Below are 1,258 nucleotides of genomic sequence, written 5' to 3'. Positions count from 1 at the left end.
TGTAGTGGTCAAGTAATATTGGCCACGGTTTTACAGTAAGAACGGTACCTGTTCTCTGATTCTTCCGGCGTCAGCCCTCCGTTATAGTGGTGTGGTCTGACGCTATTGTAGTAATTCAATATATAGCGATTGATTTGCCGCCGGGCTTCGTCTTTGTCCACGTAGCCATTCGCTGGCACCCATTCTGTTTTCAGGCTGCGGAAGAAGCGTTCCATCGGGCTGTTATCCCAGCAGTTTCCCCGCCGACTGACGCTTTGCTTTATTCTATAACGCCAGAGAAGTTGCTGATATTTCAGGCCTGTATACTGGCTTCCCTGATCGCTATGGAACATGACATCACGCGGTTGGCTACGCGTCTCATATGCCATCCGCAGAGCGTTGCTTATCAATGCTGTATCGGCATTCGCTGACAGACTCCAGCCGATAACTCTGCGGGCAAAAAGATCCATTACGACCGCCAGATAGCACCAGCGATTTCCTGCCCAGATATAAGTAATATCTCCGCACCATACCCGGTCTGGCTCCGGTACAGCGAACTGGCGCTCGAGCAGATTCGGCAGGCATGTATGCTCCTGACGGGCATTTTTGTACTGATATTTTCCGGGCTGACAACTGCTCAGGTTCAGGGATTTCATCAGACGCCCGGCACGGTAACGGCTCATCGGAATGCCGTTTTGGGTCAGCATTTCAGCCAGAGTGCGCGCGCCAGCAGAGCCACGGCTCTGGTTCCATGCCCGGCGTATCTCGCTGTACAACCTGACTCGCGCCGGATTAACAGTATCGCATCGTTTCTGCCAGTACCGGTAACTGCTACGGTGTACTCCCAGAGCGGAACAAAGTCTGACTACCGTGTGGCTGTCGCTCAGCCTGGCAATTATCGTGAACCGTTCAGTGAGTCGGACATCAAGAGCGCGGTAGCCTTTTTTAATATCGTATTCTGTTCCTCCAGGCGGCGAACCTGCTTTTCCAGCTCGCGGATACGCTGCTGCTCTGGGGTAATGGGGGTGGCAGAAGGCGTAATACCCTGGCGCTCTCGTCTGAGCTGGCGTACCCAAGATTCAAGCGTGGTAGAACCAACATTAACCGCTTCACTGGCTTGTCGATATGAGTAACCCTTATCAACGATCAGCTGTGCACATTCCAGCCTGAACTCAGGGGTAAAAGTACGCTTAGTTCTCTTGTTCATTAAGTCACCTATTTTATGTTGAGGTGAGAATATCACCTTTAATCAGGTGGCCAAATTCACTGTGCCACTACA

The 1,258-nt window shown here is 51.7% G+C and carries 1 protein-coding gene; it reads right to left on the bottom strand.

All coding sequences use genetic code 11. The features are described from left to right. Positions 1-8 precede the first annotated feature (8 nt). Positions 9-1,186 (bottom strand): IS3 family transposase gene (locus M6G53_RS24855; RefSeq protein WP_253335209.1). Its coding sequence is split into 2 segments (ribosomal slippage): positions 9-928 and positions 928-1,186, totalling 1,179 coding nucleotides; the frame shifts between segments, so codons are not numbered across the junction. Positions 1,187-1,258 lie beyond the last annotated feature (72 nt).

It is taken from the genome of Serratia nevei (assembly GCF_024160145.1).
In the GTDB taxonomy this organism is placed as follows: Bacteria; Pseudomonadota; Gammaproteobacteria; order Enterobacterales; family Enterobacteriaceae; genus Serratia; species Serratia nevei_A.
Note: the sequence above shows the minus strand (reverse complement) of the source record. Positions and strands in the feature narration are given on the sequence as shown.